The sequence below is a fragment of the Candidatus Micropelagos thuwalensis genome, assembly GCF_000469155.1.
Taxonomy (GTDB): Bacteria; Pseudomonadota; Alphaproteobacteria; order RS24; family RS24; genus Micropelagius; species Micropelagius thuwalensis.
On sequence record NZ_AWXE01000001.1, the window covers coordinates 618,151 to 635,096 of the forward strand.

18 protein-coding genes and 1 other RNA gene are annotated in these 16,946 nt (G+C 44.9%); 13 read left to right on the top strand and 6 right to left on the bottom strand.

The genetic code is table 11. The features are described from left to right. Nucleotide 1: 1 nt before the first annotated feature. Complete coding sequence (locus RS24_RS02990; protein ID WP_021776704.1) at nucleotides 2–634, bottom strand: class I SAM-dependent methyltransferase; 633 nt, start codon at nucleotides 632–634, stop codon at nucleotides 2–4. Then, nucleotides 631–1,986, bottom strand: coding sequence for an MFS transporter (locus tag RS24_RS02995; protein WP_021776705.1), 1,356 nt, complete (start codon nucleotides 1,984–1,986; stop codon nucleotides 631–633). Before RS24_RS02995 ends, RS24_RS02990 begins: the two co-directional genes overlap by 4 nt. Before the next feature lie 674 nt (nucleotides 1,987–2,660). Between RS24_RS02995 and RS24_RS09655 the strand changes: the two genes are divergently transcribed. The 3 genes from RS24_RS09655 to RS24_RS03010 are packed head-to-tail and all read left to right on the top strand — an operon-like array spanning nucleotide 2,661 to nucleotide 4,680. Further along, on the top strand, nucleotides 2,661–3,104 hold the full coding sequence (locus tag RS24_RS09655; protein ID WP_021776707.1) for a copper chaperone PCu(A)C: 444 nt from the start codon (nucleotides 2,661–2,663) through the stop codon (nucleotides 3,102–3,104). 17 nt (nucleotides 3,105–3,121) lie between these two features. Further along, entirely contained in the window at nucleotides 3,122–3,844 is a 723-nt protein-coding gene (locus RS24_RS03005) for an ATP-binding cassette domain-containing protein (protein ID WP_021776708.1), read from the top strand. Next, nucleotides 3,844–4,680, top strand: a complete 837-nt coding sequence (locus RS24_RS03010; RefSeq protein WP_021776709.1) for a metal ABC transporter permease — start codon at nucleotides 3,844–3,846, stop codon at nucleotides 4,678–4,680. The genes RS24_RS03005 and RS24_RS03010 overlap by 1 nt, the downstream gene beginning before the upstream one ends. 21 nt (nucleotides 4,681–4,701) lie before the next feature. Here the strand turns inward: RS24_RS03010 and RS24_RS03015 are convergent, their stop codons facing one another. Then, on the bottom strand, nucleotides 4,702–5,994 hold the full coding sequence (locus tag RS24_RS03015) for an adenosylmethionine--8-amino-7-oxononanoate transaminase (protein ID WP_021776710.1): 1,293 nt from the start codon (nucleotides 5,992–5,994) through the stop codon (nucleotides 4,702–4,704). A gap of 139 nt (nucleotides 5,995–6,133) precedes the next feature. Between RS24_RS03015 and bioF the strand changes: the two genes are divergently transcribed. The 8 genes from bioF (at nucleotide 6,134) to RS24_RS09660 (ending at nucleotide 13,001) form a co-directional block, all read left to right on the top strand. Beyond that, nucleotides 6,134–7,309, top strand: coding sequence for an 8-amino-7-oxononanoate synthase (gene bioF, locus RS24_RS03020; RefSeq protein ID WP_021776711.1), 1,176 nt, complete (start codon nucleotides 6,134–6,136; stop codon nucleotides 7,307–7,309). Next, nucleotides 7,309–7,965, top strand: coding sequence for a dethiobiotin synthase (gene bioD / locus RS24_RS03025; RefSeq protein WP_021776712.1), 657 nt, complete (start codon nucleotides 7,309–7,311; stop codon nucleotides 7,963–7,965). The genes bioF and bioD overlap by 1 nt, the downstream gene beginning before the upstream one ends. 48 nt (nucleotides 7,966–8,013) lie before the next feature. Beyond that, nucleotides 8,014–9,099, top strand: a complete 1,086-nt coding sequence (locus RS24_RS03030; RefSeq protein ID WP_021776713.1) for a patatin-like phospholipase domain-containing protein — start codon at nucleotides 8,014–8,016, stop codon at nucleotides 9,097–9,099. Between the two features lie 22 nt (nucleotides 9,100–9,121). Further along, a complete protein-coding gene (locus tag RS24_RS03035; protein ID WP_021776714.1) occupies nucleotides 9,122–10,060 on the top strand; it encodes an NAD(P)-dependent oxidoreductase in 939 nt (312 codons plus the stop codon). Then, nucleotides 10,060–10,563, top strand: a complete 504-nt coding sequence (locus tag RS24_RS03040; protein ID WP_021776715.1) for a SixA phosphatase family protein — start codon at nucleotides 10,060–10,062, stop codon at nucleotides 10,561–10,563. Before RS24_RS03035 ends, RS24_RS03040 begins: the two co-directional genes overlap by 1 nt. 92 nt (nucleotides 10,564–10,655) lie before the next feature. Beyond that, the gene (locus RS24_RS03045) at nucleotides 10,656–11,078 is read left to right on the top strand and encodes a LexA family protein (RefSeq protein ID WP_021776716.1); all 423 of its coding nucleotides are present in this window, start codon (nucleotides 10,656–10,658) and stop codon (nucleotides 11,076–11,078) included. After that, nucleotides 11,075–12,367, top strand: coding sequence for a Y-family DNA polymerase (locus RS24_RS03050; protein ID WP_021776717.1), 1,293 nt, complete (start codon nucleotides 11,075–11,077; stop codon nucleotides 12,365–12,367). Before RS24_RS03045 ends, RS24_RS03050 begins: the two co-directional genes overlap by 4 nt. Nucleotides 12,368–12,446: 79 nt before the next feature. Next, nucleotides 12,447–13,001, top strand: a complete 555-nt coding sequence (locus tag RS24_RS09660; protein WP_021776718.1) for an NUDIX hydrolase — start codon at nucleotides 12,447–12,449, stop codon at nucleotides 12,999–13,001. Between the two features lie 9 nt (nucleotides 13,002–13,010). On the opposite strand, the gene rpoN is transcribed toward RS24_RS09660, so the two are convergent. The 3 genes from rpoN to RS24_RS03070 form a co-directional block, all read right to left on the bottom strand. Further along, the gene (gene rpoN / locus RS24_RS03060) at nucleotides 13,011–14,570 is read right to left on the bottom strand and encodes an RNA polymerase factor sigma-54 (RefSeq protein WP_021776719.1); all 1,560 of its coding nucleotides are present in this window, start codon (nucleotides 14,568–14,570) and stop codon (nucleotides 13,011–13,013) included. A gap of 127 nt (nucleotides 14,571–14,697) precedes the next feature. Continuing rightward, nucleotides 14,698–15,189 (bottom strand): dihydrofolate reductase, encoded by a 492-nt coding sequence (locus RS24_RS03065; protein ID WP_021776720.1) that lies wholly within the window; start codon nucleotides 15,187–15,189, stop codon nucleotides 14,698–14,700. Between the two features lie 3 nt (nucleotides 15,190–15,192). Continuing rightward, nucleotides 15,193–15,987, bottom strand: coding sequence for a thymidylate synthase (locus RS24_RS03070; protein ID WP_021776721.1), 795 nt, complete (start codon nucleotides 15,985–15,987; stop codon nucleotides 15,193–15,195). Between the two features lie 50 nt (nucleotides 15,988–16,037). Between RS24_RS03070 and ssrA the strand changes: the two genes are divergently transcribed. Then, nucleotides 16,038–16,386: a transfer-messenger RNA gene (gene ssrA / locus RS24_RS09845) on the top strand. Between the two features lie 47 nt (nucleotides 16,387–16,433). Continuing rightward, nucleotides 16,434–16,937 (top strand): SspB family protein, encoded by a 504-nt coding sequence (locus tag RS24_RS03075; protein ID WP_021776722.1) that lies wholly within the window; start codon nucleotides 16,434–16,436, stop codon nucleotides 16,935–16,937. Nucleotides 16,938–16,946 lie beyond the last annotated feature (9 nt).

Below are 16,946 nucleotides of genomic sequence, written 5' to 3' on the forward strand. Positions count from 1 at the left end.
CCTAAAGACGCCGCAAAAAGCGAAGTGATTTCACCGCTTTCACTTCCTCAAAAAGGCCTGAGGCTATAGCCAGCAAATAGATTTCATAGGGCGAGCGTCCACCGTCCTCAGGATTTGGGAAGACATCATGTATTGCCAATATTCCGCCAGTCTTGACCCTTGTCGCCCAAAGGCGATAATCATCAAGCGCCGCCGGCATAGAATGACCGCCATCAATAAATAAAAAACAAATATCGCCGTGCACGATATGGGATGCCATGCGCGAGGGCGCGATGACTGGAATCACGACATCTTCCAAATCAGCGCCTCGTATCGTGCGGCGAAAAGCAGCTAATGATGACATGCCCCCCGTTTCGATATCCGCAAGGTCGGGATCAAAATACGCCTCTCCCGGTTGGTTCTCTTCAGAGCCATAATGGTGATCAACTGAAACCATAAGACCGCCTCTCTGGCGAACTGCATTGCCGATATAGACAGTGGATTTGCCGCAATAACTGCCGATTTCAACTGTTAGAGAGTTTGGAAAATCAGATATAACCTCGAGCGCCATATCGTGCAAAGCGCTTCCTTCATCTGGATCCATAAAACCTTTAATGGTTTCAATATAATCAAGCGTAGCGTCTGAAAGGCTCATAATTGAGTGGCTTCGCGGTTCGTATCGAGTTCGGTTCGAATGTTATTATAAGTTTCTTCATTGAGTTTAAAAAAGCTGAACATAAACGCCGCCAGTATATAAAACATACAAGGCAATAAGGTGAACATAAATTTCATCGTATCAATGACCAAATCTGTTTGTGGCACATTCGGTTCAAATCCGACAAAACTCAAGACCATGCCGAGAATAAATAAAACGATTGCTGTGGAACTTTTCCATACAAGACTCCAAACAGCAAAATAAGCCCCCTCTTTACGGTCACCTGTTTGCAGTTCGTCATAATCAATAATGTCGCTAAAAATAGACGGGCCAATAACATTATTACAGCCATTCGCAGTACCGGCCATTATGCCAGCAATGTAGAGATGCGCTAAATTATTGTAATCGGCAAAAAACAAAGACCCGAAAGCAGTCCCGGAAAGCAACATTGAGAAAGTATAAAGATTTTTCTTGCCGAATTTGCGCGCCAGCGGCATCCAGATTGGAACAAGCAACAAAGAAGGGAGCATAAAGAATAAAATAAATACCGAAGCAATATTCGCATCATTGAGAATATATGTACAAACATAGATAACGAGCGTGGATGTCAGCGCAAAACTTACATTATCCATAAAATTCACAATCAGAATGCGCCGAGCATACATGTTTTTAAATACATCTTTGATAACCGGTAATACCGAGGTTGAACGGCGTTCGGCAAATCCCGGCTTTTCCCGCATTCCATAAGCACAAATCAGGACACTAATAGCTGTCAAAGAACCAATAAATGTTGCTTGTTTACCGGCAAAATCAATGACCTTCTCTGCTCCCTCACTGTGCAACATGGTCAGAGAATAAATCCCGCCAAGGCTCATCACATAGCCGGCTAACCATCCGGCATGGCGACAACCAAAAACAATATTTCGTTGGTGATAATCTTCAGTTAGCTCAGCCGCGATGGCAAAATGCGGCACATAAAAGAGCGTTGAGGCGGTATAAAAAAGGATAACGGCTGCACCGAACCACAAAATCGTAATCAACTCCTCAGAGCCAGAAGCGGGATTAAACAACATATAAAAAGCAAATCCGAGGGGCACAGCAGCTATTACCAGCCACGGGCGTCGTCGTCCAAAACGCGTTCGGGTGTTATCAGAGAGATGACCAATAAGCGGATCAGAAATTGCATCCCAAAGACGCGATATTCCGAATATAAAACCGACAGTTGCGGGAGCAATCGCCAAAAAATCGGTCGCAAAAATCATAAGGTAAAGATTGATGAGACCATACATATAGCCAAAGCCAATCGTTGGAAGCGTAAAATATACCAACGAGCTTCCGAAACTTTTGCTCATACCAAATCCATGCAAAATCCTAGACTGGCCTCATCATTCAATTAATTACCTATATGTGCAAGGTGAAAATGCTGATAGCTTAGGGCCACTTACCTGTCAGGTTAAAAATTAAAAATAATAAAAACCGAGACATGCAAGCCAAAAGAATAATGCATGTGATATTTTCTAGGAAATATCACAATCAAGAGCACATGGCTGCTGTCTTAATAAATCGACAAATCAATAATCATCCCGTTGCGGTATGTGTTAGAAGCGATTGTGACGCATATCGCATTAGGTCGCTTCTCAATTACCTTGATCCTCGTGTGGAAATTTTCAGAATCCCAGTTAGTTTCAGCTTTGCCTATTTACTCTCCGCTCTGATGATATGGCACCCCACACTATTACATTGGCATAATCTAAGGACTCGCAAAACGCTCAGCTTGGTGTTTTGGCGATTACCCCAGATATCTACCCAGCATGCCTCTCACAACCGCCCGAACAGGCGGATACATAGAAAAACGCTAAAGACACCCAAATCAGAGCCAATTTTTAATCCAACCACAGATAAAAGGAAAAAAGTTCCAGAAGATGGACGATATGAGTGGTCGACAAGCCTAATTAGACGTATGTTGTTTTTCTTCTAAGATATTTAACTAAAAAATTTTTTAATCTACCGAAGAGGTTTTCGCCCCATGTACAGAATCTTACCGCTTATTTTAGTCTTTTTTCTTTCCTTATCTGGAGCGACAATCGTCTCAAAGGCAAATGCGGATGCCAACTCATTTAGCATTGAAGATGCTGTTTTCCGTCCCGGTATCAGTGATCGCCCGGGTGTGGTGTTTTTCAAACTCTCTAACATCTCCGACAAGGATAAGACCTTAATATCTGCCCAGAGCACGTCTGCTAAAAAAATAGAAATCCACACGCATGACATGAAAAATGGAGTTATGCGGATGCGCCGACTTGATGCCTTAACCATTGATGCCAATACAAGCGTTCACCTAAAACCTCACGGGCTTCATTTAATGGTTTTTGGCTATACCGCCTCCGAAGACGAGATGAGCATTACGCTTCATTTTGAAACCGAAGAACAAATCACTTTTACTCCCGAAATTGTCTCTTATGGCGCAAAATAAATAGGCCAACATTGCAAATGCTAATTGAGGGTCAAAACATTACGGTTAAGAAAGAGACAGGACTTATTCTTGACAACGTATCTCTTCAGATTGACGAAAAAGACTTTCTGACAATTGTCGGCCCGAATGGTGCCGGAAAAACTATGTTGTTGAAGTGTCTTGTTGGTGTGCTTACACCCGGTTCAGGGCGCGTAACCCATAAACCAGGTCTCACCATCGGCTATATGCCACAAAACTTGCTCATAGACCCTGTATTGCCTTTGTCAGTCAGACGTTTTTTATCCTTAAATTTGGCGATAGAGGCGGATTTTCTCACAGAAATTATTGACGAGACAAACATCCCACATCTTCTGGACAGGCAAATGCATAACTTATCAAGTGGTGAAATCCAGCGGGTTATGCTGGCTCGCGCCCTTGCTAGAGATCCGGATTTATTGATATTGGACGAGCCTGCCCAAAATCTGGATATTTCGGGTCAGCTCGAATTCTATAAATTACTCGAAAAAATTTATCACAACCGTCAGAAAGCGATACTTATGGTATCACACGATCTTCATCTGGTGATGGCATCCACAAAAAAAGTGGTTTGCCTTTATCACCATGTTTGCTGTTCGGGTGCACCACAAGCGATTACACGTGATCCGGAATTCATTTCAATATTTGGGGATGATTTGTCGAAAATGATGGCTGTTTATCCGCATGAACATGATCATGACCATTTTAATGGAGACAGTCACTGATGACCCCACTTATAGCCCCGCTTGTTTTGGCCGTTATCGCTGGGCCTGTTGGGTGTTTAATTGTCTGGCGACGTATGGCTTATTTTGGGGATGCGATTGCTCATTCTGCGCTTTTAGGTGTTGCGGTTGGCCTATTTATAGGGTTTGCACCCAATATTGGCGTCGCGCTGATAAGTGCGTTTTTTGCAGTATTGCTGGTGTATCTCCAACAACGACGCAAACTGAGCATAGATACGCTATTAGGGATTTTAGCTCACGGCGCATTAGCTTTAGGATTGTTGCTGGTCTTTTGGTCTGCAGTAGAGACCGGGCATGGTGTTCACAATGAGGCAGAAAACAAAATTGATCCGCATCAACTCTTAGAAACCTATTTGCTTGGCTCATTGGAAAATATTTCAATGCACCAAAATATAACTCTGATAATCGGTGCCATTGTGATCGGCGTTATTCTCAAGTTCATATGGGAGCCTTTAATTCTAATGACCTTAAATATGGATCTTGCAAGGGCCGAGGGAGTCCCGACGTTACGCCTTCAATATATTATGATGGGAATTATGACATCCTTGGTCGTTATGGGCATGCAAATCACAGGTGTTCTGTTTATTACTTCTTTATTAATCATACCTGCCGCCGCTGCGCGACAAATCTCAACAACTCCTGAAAAAATGATTATATGGGCTATTATTTTCGCTTTTTCGGGTGTTTCCATCGGTTATTTAGCGTCAAAACTCGCCTACCTTCCTCCTGGACCGGTAATTATAAGCACATTAACCATAATATTTATAATATCTTTGTTAATTTCGATTTTTCTGAGAAGAAAAAGGCCAATAATTTAAAAAAAATTGTAAAGTAATACTTTATAATTCTTTGGACAGCTTTACCATTGCTGAGGTTATTTGAGTCAGGTCTTTCTGACCAATTATATAAGGAGGAATGGTGTAAATAATATTGCCAAATGGTCGTATCCAGACACCTTCTTCCACAAAACGCTTTTTTAGTAGATTTACATCCCCTAATCCGGTGGTCTCAATAACACCGATAGAACCACAAACTCTGACATCTTTTACCGCAGGAAGTTCACGCGCAGACTCAAGTTCTTTGATAAGCTGTGTTTCAATAGCTTTTACCTGATCAAGACGGGGTTCCTGTTCGAATAAATCAAGCGATGCTAGAGCCGCTGCACAGCCAATGGGATTCCCCATAAAGGTAGGCCCGTGCATCAACGCTTTTGCAGGATCGTCATCCAGAAACGCTTCAAAAATCCTGCGCGAAGCGATGGTGGCTGCCAATGGCACTGTGCCACCTGTAAGAGTTTTTGAGAACGTAATAATATCGGGCGTAACATCGGCACGTTGACATGCTACCATCTCACCTAGCCGTCCAAGACCGGTCATAATCTCATCGGCAATCAGCAAAATATCGTGTTTTTGGCATAAATCGGCAACTTTTTTCAGCACATCCTCGCTATGGAAAATCATACCCCCAGCGCCCTGAACAAGAGGTTCAATTAATAATCCCGCTAACGCGTCGGCATGGGTAGCCATCTGGTTGTCCAGCCGTTCGTAAAGTTCATCATTTATGGGTAATTCGGCAAGAATTTGCGGTGTTAGCACTCCCGAAAAATGACTATGCATCCCCTCTTCCGGGTCACATACAGCCATTGTAGCAAAAGTATCGCCATGATACCCACCTCTGAAATGCATGAATTTATGGCGTCCTTTAATGCCATTATTTAACCAGAATTGAATTGCCATTTTCATAGCAACCTCAATAGCTACGGAACCAGAGTCGGTAAAAAAGACATGATTAAGCTCGCCTGGGCAAATATCGGCAAGACGTCTGGCGAGAAGGGCAGCAGGCTCGTGTTGGTAGCCGCCAAGCATAATATGCGGGAGTTTTTGCAATTGGTTGACAACCGCCTGCTCGATATGCGGATGTCGATAACCGTGACAGACGGACCACCATGAGGACACACCATCTATTAATGTTCGACCATCGGCCAGCTTTATGCGCACCCCCTCTGCTTCACTAACCGGAAGACCGATAGGCGTTGTTCGCATTTGCGTGTAGGGCGGCCATAAATTATCAGTCGCCTTTCGCTGCCAATCTGGCATATCAGGAAAAAGAGGATTAACGGGGGAAACAGGCATATATATCTCTCAAACTAATATCTTATAAAGAAAAACTCATTTCTTGCTTTATTGTTCAATTACAGGGCGCTAATAATCATGAGGTCGGCTGAGAAAATGTTACTTCACGATAAGACCTAACAGGCGGATAATAGAATATATGAAAACCAATCAAAATTCTCTTGATATTTTCTGCGCTGAAAAAATCAACAAACTTGAAGAAGGTGCGAGCTTTCGAAAGCTTAAGACCACGCATCGCGTTGCGGAAGCGCAGAGCCACCAAGCTGGAAAATCTCTTATCTCCTTTTCCTGCAATGATTATCTGGGGCTATCGCACGATCCAACCCTTCTAGAAAAAGCAAATGAAGCCGCCAGACTTTATGGTACTGGCGCCGCCGCCTCCAGGCTTATTACCGGCAATTACCCGTTGCTGGAAGAGTTAGAAGAGAAACTGGCGAAACTAAAAAATACGCAAGCCTGTCTGGTTTTCGGCTCTGGCTTTCTGGCTAATATTGGTCTCATACCTGCACTCGCCGGTTCGGACGATCTTATTCTCGTGGATGAACTGGCTCATGCTTGCCTCAATTCAGGCGCGCGGCTGTCAGGTGCAAAAGTCATTCGTTTTAAGCACAATGATTGTGCCGATTTGGAAAACCACCTCACGGCGCAACGAAAGTCATCCAGCAAATGCCTTATTTTAACAGATACCGTTTTTTCAATGGACGGTGATTTGGCACCACTTCCAGCTCTTCGAGACATCGCCAACCGCTATGAAAGCTGGTTGGTTACCGATGATGCACATGGCATTGGTGTTATTGGTGCAGGTCGTGGAGGCGGATTTGCTTTTGATCCGCCCGTTGTGGCTGATGTGCAAATGGGGACTTTATCAAAGGCACTGGGCAGCTATGGCGGCTATGTATGTGGCAGTCAGAAGTTAATTGACTTGCTGGTGAATAGGGCACGGAGTTTTGTTTATTCGACAGGCCTCCCTCCCATGAGTACAGCCGCAGCTCTTGCGGCATTGGAGATTATTGAGCAAGACCCGACGCTGGTCGATAAACCTCTGGCCTATGCAAAGCATTTTTGTGACAGGGTTGGTATTCCTACCCCTCAGAGTCCTATAGTCCCGGTCATATTCGGTGATAATGACACTGTCATGGCTGTATCGGAAAAACTTGCAAATGAAGGTTTTCTTGTCAGTGCTATCCGACCACCAACCGTCCCCGATAATACGGCACGATTGCGTATTGCTTTTAATGCTTCTCATAAAACCGCAGATATTGACCGCCTCGCTGATTTAATATGCGCGGCAAAAAAAGAATATGGAATTGTTTAATGGCGCTTACTTTCATAGCTGCTACCGGCACTGATATCGGCAAAACATATATCACCTGTTTGCTGATTAAGACTGCCAACAAGATGGGGAAAACCGTTCGCGGCGTGAAACCAGTCATTAGCGGCTTTGACGAAAATAAAATTAATGAGTCCGATACAGGCCATATTCTTGATGCCATGGGCCAATCACCGACAATGGAAAATGTGCGAGAAATCTCTCCATGGCGTTTTTCAGCTGCCCTCTCGCCCGATATGGCGGCTAGACGTGAAGACGCAACTATCCCACTTCTTCCGCTGGTAGATTTTTGTAACAACCTAGACTCTGACACACCTACACTTGTGGAAGGCGTTGGCGGTGTGATGGTACCTTTGAATGAAACAGATACAACATTGGACTGGCAGGCAGCTTTAAATGCGAAATGCTTCCTCGTGACAGGAAGTTATCTCGGCACTTTATCCCACACAATGACAGCTCTTGAAGCCCTCAAAGAACGAGGCATCACCCCATCAGCAATCATCATAAACAGTTCAGAGGCTGCACCTGTCCCCGAGCAGGAAACTGCCGAAACGCTGGGTCGGTTTGTGACGGATATCCCGATTCATATCGTCGCCAGAAATGCCGACACCCTACCGGAAGAACTGGTCTTAACATTGTAATGAATTCTGGCTAACCTATTTCATATTGCGAATGAATAAAGGCGAAAAATGACGACGTTAAAAGTTCTGGCAGGCCCAAGGGCTTTTTCACATATCAGAGCCCACGGCCTAAATCCGTCAGATGTGCAAAGTGTTATTTGTGCGTCGGGCGCCGCCAAGACCCTAACCACAATCGGGCTGGACAAGATGATACTGGGACAATGGCTAAAAAATATAGACCATTCAGTTGATTTACTCGGAACCTCTGCAGGCGCGTTTAAACTGGCTGCCGCATGCAGAACCGATACGCTTGGTTGGCTGGATCAATTTGCCAATATTTATTCCACGCAGACTTATGCCGATAAGGTTGATGAACCCGATGTGAGAGATATTATAAGTTGGGCGCCACAGGAACTCATTGACGCGGTCATGGCTGATGGTGGAGATGAGGAGATACTCTCCCATCCAAATTTCAGACTTCATATCGGTACTGTAAGATCCTTCAATTTACTAGCCAGCGAGAATGTAAAACGCCAGAAACAGGCGATTGCAAAAGCTGCACTTTTATCCCTCATAGACAATCAAAGTCTCAGAGGCATAGCAGAACGCGTTGTGTTTTCTGACCCAAGAAGCTCAAAAGCACTCAGACCTATAGACAACTATCCAACCCACAATGTGACGTTAGACAAAAAGAATTTAGGACCGGCTTTAAATGCATCCGGAGCTATTCCGGTTATGATGCATGGCATAGAAATTGGAACCGAGGATGGTATTCATCTCTATCGAGATGGCGGTATGCTGGATTACCACCCCATTCCTTCCCAGCTATGGCCTTCCAATGAAGGCATAGTCCTTTACCCGCATTTTTACGATTATCTTAAATGGCGCTGGTTTGATAAATTTTATCCATGGCGAAAAGTTTCTGCGAGCAAGCTGGATAATGTGGTGATTTTTGCCCCTTCAGATGATTATGTGAAATCCTTACCCTACGGGCGAATTCCCTCCAGAAATGATTTCAAGAGATTTATTAAAAACGAGCCAAAGCGCTTGGAGGTTTGGCAAACAGCTATCCAGCGCAGTGAGGAACTCGGCGAGGCATTTCTGGAACTTGTGCAGTCCGAACGTATCGCTGATGAGATGGTCTTGCTGAAATAGCTAAGTGAACCTATACAAACACATGGTTAGAATTTTATCCTATTTAAACAATCAAGAATTAATCGACGGCATTCACGCCGCAGTGCCAGAAGCCAAGGTTATTTTTATCGACCCGTCACAACCTCTGACAGAAAACCTCGAGGCAGATTGCCTGCTCTGTGTTGCCTCATTTCTGGATGGGCTGGAAGAAGTTATCGCGGCGACAAAAGGGCTGAAATGGATTCATATTTTTGGAACCGGTATTGACGGCTTTCCGCTGGAAGCAACAGGGGACGCCATTTTAACCTCCTCTCGCGGTGCCAGCGCCGTTCAGGTTGCCGAATGGGCGTTCACTTGCATCTTGGCAGCCAGAAAAAACCTGCCAGAAAACTGGATTAGCGCACCTTCACCTCTCTGGTCCATTGCCGATAATATCGGGGCGGTACAGGGACAAACACTTTCTATTTTTGGATTTGGTTCAATTGGAAGAGAACTTGCCAAACGCGCTTTGGCATTTGATATGCAGGTTCTGGCTACGACACGGCACTCATCTGTTGCAATGGATGGGGTGGAAACCGCAGATAGTCTCGAAGCGCTTTTCGCAAAAGCCGACCATTTAGTCCTCGCAGCACCTGCAACTACCGAAACCGATAATATTGTTAACGCAAAAACTCTTAGCTATCTCAAACCGGAGGCACATCTGGTCAATATTGCCAGAGGATCACTGGTTGATGAAAACGATCTAAAGCAGGCTCTAGATGATGGAAAACTCGCCCGTGCATCACTTGATGCTGTAAAGACCGAGCCTTTACCCACCGATCACTGGATTTATGGGCATGAAAAAGTGTTTCTCAGTCCACATTTGGCCTGGTGCGACATGCAGGTTATTGACGCTATTTCCACTTCTTTTCTGGATAATTTGGCACTTTTTGCTAAACAGGAACCCTTGAACAATGTCGTAGATAAAGAGGCGGGATACTAATGGTTAAATTATTGCTTTGGCGGCACGCCAAATCAGATTGGGATACCCCTGAACTTGACGACCATGAACGCCCGCTTAACAAGCGAGGTCGCCGTGACCGCGAGATCATGGCCCGCTATATCGAGAATAATTTCGCGCCGACTTTAGTGATTTGCTCAACTGCCCGCCGGACACGCGAAACGGTTGTCACATTATGTAATCACGACATTATCACTTATTCCAGCGACCTCTATCAAGCGATGCATACGGATCTTCTGAATATCGCCAAACGTAATGGCGGTGACCATGATTGTATTTTGCTGGTCGCTCATAATCCGGGCATGGAAATGTTTGCCGGACGCATGGCGCAAACATCGCCTGAAATTGCCGAGAGATTTGCCACGAAATACCCTACCTGCTCGGTCGCGTGTATCAGCTGGGATTGCGATTGGGCTGATATCTCTTTTGATAATGGTGGTGTTAATGATTATGAAAATCCATCTCGTCTTATCAGGCACGAATAGCCCAAATATCATTCCAATTCTTGACAAATCTTGACAGGCTAATCTGCATAACATAATGTCTATGTTCATGTTATGTTCTTTTTGGTTGCGTTATGTTATTGCGTTCAGACATCACATTAGAGGTGCGGCGCCCGATTTTTGCGTCCCGTATTTCTGCTGGATTTCCAAGCCCGGCTGATGATTTCATCGAAGGTAGTCTGGATCTCAACAAGCACCTTGTTGCGCATCCGGCGGCGACATTTTTTTTAAGGGTTGTTGGAGAGTCGATGTTAGGCGCGGGTATTCATCCGGGCGACTTGCTGGTTGTTGATCGTAGTCTGACACCAACCGCCAATGATATTGTTATTGCCGTTCTGCATGGTGAGTTAACCGTTAAGCGGCTCCTGCGAGATCCAGACGATAAGCATCTATGGATTCTGCATGCCGAGAACCCTTCTTATTCAGATGCGAAAATGCCACCCGATAGTGAGATATGGGGCGTGGTCAGCCATTGTATTCGAGGCTTCCGCGCATGACGCAGTCGCATATCGCTATCGTTGATTGCAATAATTTCTATGTCTCCTGTGAACGGGTGTTTAACCCACAACTTTGCGACACGCCTGTTGTCGTGTTGTCCAATAATGATGGCTGCATCATTGCGCGTTCGAATGAGGCCAAGGCACTCGGTATTCCAATGGGCGCGCCCTATTTTAAGTGGCGGCACGTGATTGAGGATGCTGGCATCGCCGTCATGTCGAGCAATTACGCTCTTTATGGCGATATGAGTAGCCGCGTGATGCAAGTGCTCGCCACTGCCGCACCCGCCATCGAAATATACAGCATTGATGAGTGTTTTCTCGATTTCAGTAATCTGCCGGACACAATGAACCCAGTTGATTTGGCGTACCGGCTACGCCAACAAGTCGCGCAATGGACGGGTATTCCCGTATCCATCGGCATGGCAAGTAGCAAGACGTTAGCAAAAATTGCTAATCGCCTTGCCAAGAAGAACCCCAGCAAGCACGGCGTTACAAATCTGACTGATCCGACAGAAATTACCACCGCCCTTGCCGCCACAGATGTTGGAGATGTCTGGGGCATCGGGCGACGCTGGGCGCGCATGCTGAAAGCCCGCAACATTATGACCGCCGCAGACTTTCGTGCCTGTTCTGATAGCTGGGTCAGACAAAAAATGGGAGTGGTCGGTTTACGTACTTTGCACGAACTCAGAGGCATACCCTGTGTGTCGCTGGAACTCGAAAGCCCCGACAAAAAAAGTATTTGTGTATCACGGAGTTTCTCAACACCTGTCACAGAGCGTGCGGCCCTCACAGACCGTTTGAGTGATTTTGCGTCACGCGCCGCCGCCAAAACACGCAAAGCTGGGTTGGTAGCAGGCTATATAACCGTCTTCGTCCGCACCAACAGGTTTCAAAAAGACCGCCCCCAATATAGCAATGCCATCACCCTCACCTTCCCTGAAATGACTGCCCATACGGCTGATATTCTCGCCGCCATGCGTCAAGGATTAGCGCATATTTTCCGGCCCGGTTATGAGTATAAAAAAGCGGGCGTTCTCCTGAGCAATCTGGTACGACAAGATATGGCCCCGCAAAGTCTCTGGAGCCATGCTGGTTCACCTGACGCACTTATCGCACAGAAAAAAAGAAATCAGCTTATGCAAGCTTTTGATGGGATTAATAGTCGCTTCGGTCACGGCAGTATTGCTTATGGCACGGCGAAGCGACAAAATAACTGGTTCATGCGACAAGAAAAAGTATCACCGCGATACACCACACGCTGGGAAGATTTACCCACAGTCTGACCCAAAAAGAAGCTTGCGCCATCAATAAAAATAATAGATTTAGAGCACGTTGATGAAGAGTAACAAAAAGAGGTAAGGCATGGCAAAGCTACAAAGCAAGCATGCAGAGCATAACGGCATAAGGAATGAAATAGGTGTAAAGAAATTACACACCACAATAAATAACGGTAAGTCTGGAAATAAAAAACTTACCAATGCAGGCACTATTCCAATCAGACGAAGAGGTAATGAGTTCGAGCTATGCGTCGTGACATCGCGTCGTTGCAAAAGCAGATTTGTTTTCCCAAAAGGTAAAGTTATTCAAAACGAAAAACTAAAACAAACTGCTCTCAGGGAAACAACCGAAGAGGCTGGCGTTTCAGGTGAACTTATTGATTACCCTATTATCCACAGAGTCAAAGGAAATGGGGCTAATAGTGTTGGCAAAACAGTTTGTTTTTACCCAATCCTGGTAGATACCGAAATGAAACGATGGCCGGAGCGCTTCATGCGTCAACGCAAATGGGTTTCATTGACCAAGCTTAAAAAGAAACAAAAATACCGCCATCTGCGTGAGTTATTAAGCGCACTCGAAAAAGCCAAACCAAAGCAAAAGAAGAAAATATTTAAAAGACTTAGACAAAATATCGCCTAAGTTTTTGTATTAACTCAAAAGCCGTGCCGCACGTTTCCGATCCGCCGAACTTGGAATACCGATGGCCTCGCGATATTTAGCAACTGTACGGCGAGCAATATTAATGCCGTCTTCTTGTAGCGCAAGCGCTAGCGCTTCATCTGAAAAAATTTTTGGTCGCCCGTCTTTCTGGTTCTTTGTTTCACCTGCCACTAGATTTTTAATACGTTCTTTAACGGCTCTTGCTGAATGAGATTGATCACCTTCTTTTGCTGAAATCCCAACCGAGAAAAAATACTTTAGCTCGAAAATGCCTCGCGGGGTTTCCATCAACTTATTTGCGGTAACCCGGCTAACCGTACTTTCATGAAGATCAAGCTCAACAGCGATATCGCGCAACGTCATGGGCTTAAGATAATCTAGCCCCTTTTTAAGAAATTCAGGTTGTTGCTTCACAATTTCCCGCGCAACACGCAACAATGTTATTGCCCGCTGGTTCATTGATTTTACTAGCCAGTTGCCGGAATTATAGCAGGCATTCAAATATTCCCTGTCTTTGGAAGGCATTTTTTTTGCTGCAAGTTCTTCCCAATAACGGTCAAGCACCAGTATCTTAGGAAGCGTGTTGTCATTTAATTCAATACGCCAATTACCATATTCTTCATCAGCCACATCATTTTCAAAAACAAGAATATCCGGTTGGCGGTCTTGTGTAGCTTGAAACTTAAAAGATGAGGTGATTTTAGGGTTGAGTTGACGAATAGTTTCTACGCGATCCAACAAAATACGTGGACGGATTTTGCATTTCTTAGCCAGCAAATTAACTTCACCGCGCCCAAGAAGATCAAGATTATCAAGAATAACTTCGAAATCTGGATGCCAAAGTCCCTCATGATGTAATTGCATGGATAACCTGTCTGCCAGAGAGCTTGCCGCAACCCCTACGGGCATAAGAGACCGGAGTTCATTTTGTGCTGCTTGAACTCTATCGAGTGAGATCTCAAGGCGCGTTTCCAACTCTTCAGCCTTCTCAAGAAGATAGGCTTCATCATCAAGCCACCCCAATAGAGTTAGACAATCTTCTTTCAACGGGCTTTCAAGCATTTTGTCAAAAATTTGCTGCTGCACAAAATCCGCAAACGAAAGCACTGAACTAACACTTTGTTCAATTACAAGCCCGGGATTAATGTTGTCATCGCCATAAGAAGATGCCTCGCCCTGATCAACATGGCGATTTTGTAAATCCTGACGCGCATCAGAGTCCCAAAGATTTTCATAAAAGCTATCTGTGATATGCGTTTCAGGCAGATTGCCGCTTTTAAACGAATTATCAAGAAAATCACCTGCCACACTATCTGTAGAATCTGCAGCATTTCCGGTATCATTATTATCTGAGTTAGAAGCATCTAGGGCCGTATCAAAACCCTGGGCATCCTGAATTTCAAGAAACGGATTTTCATTCACTTGTTCAGCAAGAAATTCATTGAGTTCAAGATTATTCAACTGCAGAATGTGTATCGCCTGCCGCATTTGCGGTGTCAGGACGAGAGATTGCATCTGCTTGGACTGTAATTTCAGCTTGATACTCATAAAGCCTCCAAGGAATTCACTTTTTGGCCTGGTTCTTGCTTTGTCAACAAAAACCCAAAAAACAGCATATCTTAAGCCTAGAAAAGCCCATCATGTGATAAATTTGTCATAAAAAGGAACTTGCTAATCAGGTGCGACGCAATGTTACAAAACTAACATCAGCTGTGTCATTTTCACCAGCTTGCACATCTTCTCTAGACGCCTCATGCCACGCATCAGGATTTGAAAGGCGAAAATAAGTATCCCCTTCCGGCGCGGCATGTACTTTCGTAAGGTGCAAAATATCAGCTTGAGCCTCAAAAGCTTTGTAAATCTCTCCACCCCCAATAATCATAACCCTTTTTGAGCCTGTCTCTTTCGAAGCTTCCAGAGCCGCTTCGGGGGAGTTAACGACAAGCGCGCCTTCTGGCAGGTCAAGCTTTGAACGGGTAATAATAATATTCAGTCGGCCCGGTAACACGCCCGGTAGCGACTCCCATGTATGCCGCCCCATTATAATTGGCAATCCCATTGTGATTTTCTTAAAACGCTTAAGGTCTGTTGAAAGACGCCAGGGCATTTTACCGCCATGCCCAATAACGCCGTTTTCTGCAACAGCAACAATCATCTCAATCTGCATGATTTAAACCGCAATTGGCGCACGAATGTGGGGCTGCGCTTCATAGTCTTCAAGAGAAAAATCTTCAAATACAAAGTCAAAAATATCTTTCTTCTCCGGATTGATTTTCATAGTTGGCAAAGCCCCAGGCAAACGCGAAATTTGTGTTTGCGCCTGTTCCAGATGATTTAGGTAAAGATGCGCATCTCCCAATGTATGCACAAAATCTCCTGGCTCAAGTTCAAGCACTTGCGCCAGCATCATGGTCAGAAGAGCATAAGAGGCAATATTAAAAGGCACCCCAAGGAATATATCCGCAGAGCGTTGATAGAGCTGACAAGATAGCTTTCCGTCTGCGATATAAAACTGAAACAGACAATGACAGGGAGGTAAGGCCATATCATCAACATCTGCGGGATTCCAGGCAGTTATTATATGGCGGCGGGAGTCAGGGTTATTTTTTAATTGCTCAACAAGGTTTTTGATTTGATCAATTTGACGTCCATCAGGGGTTTGCCAACTGCGCCACTGATAGCCATAAACAGGACCGAGATCACCATTTTCATCTGCCCAGTCGTCCCATATCGAAACACCATTTTCCTTGAGGTAGGAAATATTCGTATCCCCCGATAAAAACCATAAAAGTTCATGAATTATGGACCTCAAATGAAGCTTTTTGGTTGTTAGAATTGGGAACCCCTTTGATAAATCAAAGCGCATTTGATAGCCGAAAATACTTTTAGTGCCAGTACCCGTTCGATCATCTCGGGTGACACCTTCTGACATAACTTTTTCAAGAAGCGTTAAATATTGAAGCATCACACATAATTAAGGGATTCAGTTCCTTGCCTCAATCAGTTTATCAATTCCCCCTACTCATTTGCTGTGAAAAAGAGTATATGTAAGGGGTCGGTTTACCGACTATGGCGATAAACGGGCTTCGTAATAAACCCATCGGACCCGGGGGCAGTACCCGGCGCCTCCACCATTTATTCTCACAAGTTATTGGGGGGGCGAAACAGGATCGACGAGGGCGTAAAAGTTGTTTCCGTCGCTCGGTATTGTACCACCGTTATCGGGCTATTTTTTAGTTGCAAATGACAACTATGCGGAAGTTGCTGTCGCTGCGTAAGTAGCGCCAACACTTCAATTCAAGCCCTTATCCGTCGCAGGGTAAGGCGGGGTCCGGCGGGCACCTGGCAACAGAAGCCCACCACTTCACTCGCTGGACTTTCATCCTATCGCATCGGGTAACTTTGAAGAACATGAACGAAATCGATTACGAAAAATTAACCCACAAAGCTATGCTGAACCTTATCAGCGATATCTTATCCTCTGTTTCCGAAGAGGGGCTGCCCGGTGAGCATCACTTTTATATTTCCTTTAAGACCCAAGCTCCTAAAGTCTCAATATCCGACAGCTTGATGGCACAATATCCTGATGAAATGACGATTGTGCTGCAAAACCAGTTTGAAAACCTTATCGTAACACCTGAAGGATTTTCCGTGCGTTTGAGCTTTAATCATACGCCACATGATCTCTATATTCCTTTTGACGCACTCACAAAGTTCTATGACCCTTCCGTGTCATTTGGCCTAGTACTGGAAGATATGACTGTGAGCGCGGCCTCTGCCCTTGCATCGGATAATCATAGGGAGAATGATCTTGAAGATATTGAAAAACAAGAAGATTTGAAAAATCAAGAACCAGAAATCAACACCACTGGCGAGGTGGTGAGTCTTGAAAACTTTCGAGATAAAAATGACTGACCAACTTGG